Origin of the sequence: Streptococcus mitis SK597 (assembly GCF_000148545.1) — a bacterium.
GTDB lineage: Bacteria > Bacillota > Bacilli > Lactobacillales > Streptococcaceae > Streptococcus > Streptococcus mitis_C.
Genome location: NZ_AEDV01000056.1, coordinates 1 through 4,285, shown reverse-complemented (window position 1 = coordinate 4,285; position 4,285 = coordinate 1). Strand labels below are relative to the sequence as shown.

Here is a 4,285-nt window from a genome sequence, read left to right as displayed (position 1 = left end):
ATTACCAGGTGTTAAAGGAGAGAAAGTCGTAACAGATGGCAAAGTAACATTGCCAAATGACGAATTACCAGACACACCACATACAGGAAAAGGAAGTGCGCAAGAAGAAGGCAAACTTCCAAAAGAAGGCACAAGTGACATCACAATTCCAGGTAAAATTTCAAGTTCAAAAGGTGAACCAGAAGTTCAAACAGAAACCCCAGACTACACAAATCCAATCTCGTCAAATGGAGTGGATGGAAACGGGAACTTAATAGATCCGCCAACAGTTGAATTACCAGAATTCAACGGTGGAGTGAACGGTGAACTACCTGGGCCAATCACTTTACCAGAATTAACTATTGAGGTTCGATGGATTGATGAAGATGGAAATGTATTGAAACCATCTGTTAAGACAGGTAATGAAAAGAATGCTGAACATGGAACAATTTCGGGATATGAATTTGTAAGAACAATGATTGATGAAAATGAGTCAGTAATGACCCACATTTTCAGAAAAGTAGGTTCAAATACAAATACAATTCCAGTTGCGCCAGTCAAACCTGATACTAATGGAGATTCTGATCAAGATGCGCCTGCACCAACAACTCCAATTCCAGATGCAGTTACTCCGAATGCAGATCAGGTAGATACTAAGACTACTGTTGATAATGGAGCTAAGTCAAATGGTTCTCAAAATGTATTGCCAAATACAGGAACAGAATCAAATGCTGCTCTTGCCTCTCTAGGACTTCTTGGACTATTGAGTGGATTTGGACTTGTAGCTCGCAAGAAAAAAGAAGACTAAAAATTTAGTCAAATGAACATTCATTCTTTTGTATTTTAACAACGAACTAGATTGATTCTGATAGTTGTGTTATCCATAAAATACAAAGAATGATTAGATAAAGAAAGCGAACAATGCTAGGATTTTGTTAAACGGAATTCTAAGTATTGTTCGCTTTTGTGGTATAATAAGTACTATGCAGAAAAAACCAACGTCAGCCTATGTACACATCCCGTTTTGTACTCAAATTTGTTATTATTGTGACTTTTCAAAGGTCTTCATCAAGAATCAGCCGGTAGATAGCTATTTGGAGCATATGCTGGAAGAGTTTCGTTCTTATGATATTCAAAAGTTGTCAACCCTCTACATCGGTGGTGGCACACCGACAGCTTTGTCAGCTTCTCAACTGGAAGTGTTATTGAAGGGCTTGACTAAAAACTTGGACTTGTCTGTCTTGGAGGAGTTGACTATTGAAGCCAATCCAGGTGACTTGGATGCGGATAAGATAGCTGTGTTGAAGAACTCAGCTGTCAATCGTGTTTCGCTAGGTGTGCAGACCTTTGATGATAAGATGCTGAAAAAGATTGGGCGCAGTCATTTGGAGAAGGATATTTATGAAAATATCGACCGTCTGAAACTGGCTGGTTTTGACAATATCTCCATTGATTTGATTTATGCGCTACCTGGTCAGACCATGGAGCAGGTCAAGGAAAATGTGGCTAAGGCCATTGGACTTGATATTCCCCATATGAGTTTGTATAGCTTGATTTTGGAAAATCATACGGTTTTTATGAACCGCATGCGACGTGGGAAATTGCCTCTGCCTAAGGAGGAACTAGAAGCGGAGATGTTTGAGTACATCATTGCAGAGCTGGAGCGAGTTGGTTTTGAACATTATGAGATTTCCAATTTCTCCAAACCCGGTTTTGAAAGTCGTCACAATCTCATGTACTGGGACAATGCTGAATACTATGGCATCGGTGCTGGGGCGTCTGGCTATGTCAATGGTGTTCGATATAAAAACCATGGTCCCATTCGTCATTATCTCAGTGCGGTTGAGGAAGGCAATGCTCGCATCACAGAAGAGCACCTGAGTCAAAAAGAGCAAATGGAAGAAGAAATGTTCTTGGGCCTCCGCAAGAAATCAGGGGTCTCTATGGCGCGATTTGAAGAAAAATTTGGTCGGTCTTTTGATGGACTTTATGGAGAAATTGTCAGAGACTTGGTTCAACAAGGTCTCATGCAAATAGAGGGTGACCGAGTTCGCATGACAAAAAGAGGTCTCTTTTTAGGAGACACCGTAGCAGAACGATTTATTTTGGAGTAGGATGATGGGCTTAACTTATCAAATGAAAATGAAAATTCCTTTTGATATGGCTGATATGAATGGTCATATCAAGCTTCCAGATGTGATTTTGTTGTCTCTGCAAGTTTCAGGGATGCAGTCGATTGAGCTGGGAGTTAGTGATAAGGCCATTTTGGAAGACTATAATCTGGTCTGGATTATCACAGACTATGATATTGAGGTGGCACGTTTGCCTCGTTTTGCGGAAGAAATCACCATTGAAACGGAAGCTTTGAGCTACAATCGACTTTTTTGTTACCGTCGCTTTACCATTTATGATGAAGCAGGTCAGGAACTCATCCACATGATGGCAACCTTTGTTCTCATGGACCGCGACAGTCGAAAAGTTCATGCTGTTGAACCTGAGATTGTGGCTCCTTACCAGTCTGATTTTGATAAAAAGCTTATCCGTGGGCCAAAGTATGAGTCATTGAACGAGCCAATCAGCAAGGATTACCATGTCCGTTTTTACGACTTGGATATGAATGGACATGTCAATAACAGTAAATACTTGGACTGGATTTTTGAGGTCATGGGAGCGGACTTTTTGACCCAATATATTCCCAAGAAAATCAATCTCAAGTATGTCAAGGAAGTTCGACCAGGTGGGGTGATTACATCGGCTGTTGAACGGGCTGGACTGGAAAGTAAGCATGAAATTACAAGTGACGGGGTTACTAATGCCCAAGCTATCATCACTTGGCAAGAAATAAAAAAGGATTAGGGAAAAATAGATGAAATATAAAGGCTATTTAATTGATTTAGACGGAACGATTTATAAGGGGAAAGACAGAATTCCAGCAGGAGAGGCTTTTGTTCACGAGTTACAAAAAAGAGAGATTCCTTATCTTTTTGTGACCAACAATACAACCCGCACTCCTGAGAGTGTTCAGGACATGTTGGCTCAGAATTTTAATATCGATACGCCCCTATCGACTGTCTACACAGCGACTTTGGCCACTATCGACTATATGAATGACTTGGGTCTTGAAAAGACGGTCTATGTCATCGGAGAAGCAGGGCTCAAGGAAGCCATCAAGGCGGCTGGTTATGTCGAAGACAAGGAAAATCCTGCCTATGTAGTAGTAGGATTGGACTGGCAAGTCGACTATGAAAAATTTGCGACAGCAACTCTGGCTATCCAAAAGGGTGCTCATTTTATCGGAACCAACCCTGACCTCAACATCCCGACAGAACGAGGGCTTTTGCCTGGTGCTGGTTCACTGATTACCCTTCTTGAAGTGGCAACACGAGTGAAGCCTGTTTATATAGGAAAGCCAAATGCCATCATTATGGACAAGGCGGTTGAGCACCTAGGTTTGGAACGCGAAGAATTAATTATGGTTGGGGACAACTATCTGACAGATATCCGGGCTGGGATTGACAATGGCATTCCAACGCTCTTGGTGACGACAGGTTTTACCAAGGCAGAAGAAGTGGCAGACCTGCCAATCGCACCGACTCATGTGGTTTCTAGCCTTGTGGAGTGGGATTTTGATGAAAACTAAATTAACCTTTTGGGGCTCTATGCTCTTTCTCCTCTCCCTCTCAATTCTTCTGACCATCTATCTGGCTTGGATTGTTTATCCACTGGAAATTCAGTGGCTGAATTTAACAGATCGGGTCTATTTAAAACCAGAAACCATTCAGTACAACTTTCATATCTTGATGAATTATCTGACCAATCCATTTAGTCAGGTACTAGAGATGCCAGATTTTCGTTCGTCAGCAGCTGGTCTGCACCATTTCGCAGTGGTCAAGAATCTCTTTCACTTAGTGCAGCTAGTGACTTTAGTAACATTGCCAAGTTTCTATTTCTTTGTCAATAGGATTGTGAAAAAAGGCTTCTTGTCTCTCTTTTGTAAAAGTCTCCTAGCTCTAGTAGTCTTGCCATTGCTGATTGGGCTTGGGGGAGTGTTGATTGGTTTTGACCAATTCTTTACTCTTTTCCATCAAATTCTCTTTGTGGGAGATGATACCTGGCTTTTTGACCCAGCCAAGGATCCTGTTATTCTGATTTTGCCAGAGACCTTCTTCCTTCATGCCTTCCTCCTCTTTTTTGCCCTCTATGAAAGCTTCTTTGGCTATCTTTATCTAAAAAGTCGTAGGAAGTGAAACGAAAGATGTTCTTATTTCACATGTATAAATTAGGTATGTGATTCGAAACTATCGTT

Annotated in this window: 5 protein-coding genes; all 5 read left to right on the top strand. The window is 41.3% G+C overall.

Translation table 11 applies throughout. The features are described from left to right. Positions 1-787: LPXTG cell wall anchor domain-containing protein (locus SMSK597_RS08720; RefSeq protein ID WP_000685607.1), on the top strand; the 787-nt coding region annotated here is incomplete at its 5' end. Positions 788-962: 175 nt separating this feature from the next. Beyond that, positions 963-2,093, top strand: a complete 1,131-nt coding sequence (gene hemW, locus SMSK597_RS08715; protein ID WP_025169690.1) for a radical SAM family heme chaperone HemW — start codon at positions 963-965, stop codon at positions 2,091-2,093. Between the two features lie 4 nt (positions 2,094-2,097). Then, a complete protein-coding gene (locus SMSK597_RS08710) occupies positions 2,098-2,835 on the top strand; it encodes an acyl-[acyl-carrier-protein] thioesterase (protein ID WP_004238132.1) in 738 nt (245 codons plus the stop codon). 10 nt (positions 2,836-2,845) lie between these two features. Continuing rightward, complete coding sequence (locus SMSK597_RS08705; RefSeq protein WP_000875451.1) at positions 2,846-3,619, top strand: TIGR01457 family HAD-type hydrolase; 774 nt, start codon at positions 2,846-2,848, stop codon at positions 3,617-3,619. Then, positions 3,609-4,226: a TIGR01906 family membrane protein gene (locus SMSK597_RS0102635; protein WP_000850634.1), complete on the top strand. Its 618-nt coding sequence runs from the start codon at positions 3,609-3,611 to the stop codon at positions 4,224-4,226. Before SMSK597_RS08705 ends, SMSK597_RS0102635 begins: the two co-directional genes overlap by 11 nt. Positions 4,227-4,285: the final 59 nt, after the last annotated feature.

Coding starts and splice junctions, on each gene's coding strand:
- SMSK597_RS0102635 (WP_000850634.1), top strand. CDS start 3,609: ATGAAAACTAAATTAACCTTTTGGGGCTCTATGCTCTTTCTCCTCTCC.
- SMSK597_RS08710 (WP_004238132.1), top strand. CDS start 2,098: ATGGGCTTAACTTATCAAATGAAAATGAAAATTCCTTTTGATATGGCT.
- SMSK597_RS08705 (WP_000875451.1), top strand. CDS start 2,846: ATGAAATATAAAGGCTATTTAATTGATTTAGACGGAACGATTTATAAG.
- hemW (WP_025169690.1), top strand. CDS start 963: ATGCAGAAAAAACCAACGTCAGCCTATGTACACATCCCGTTTTGTACT.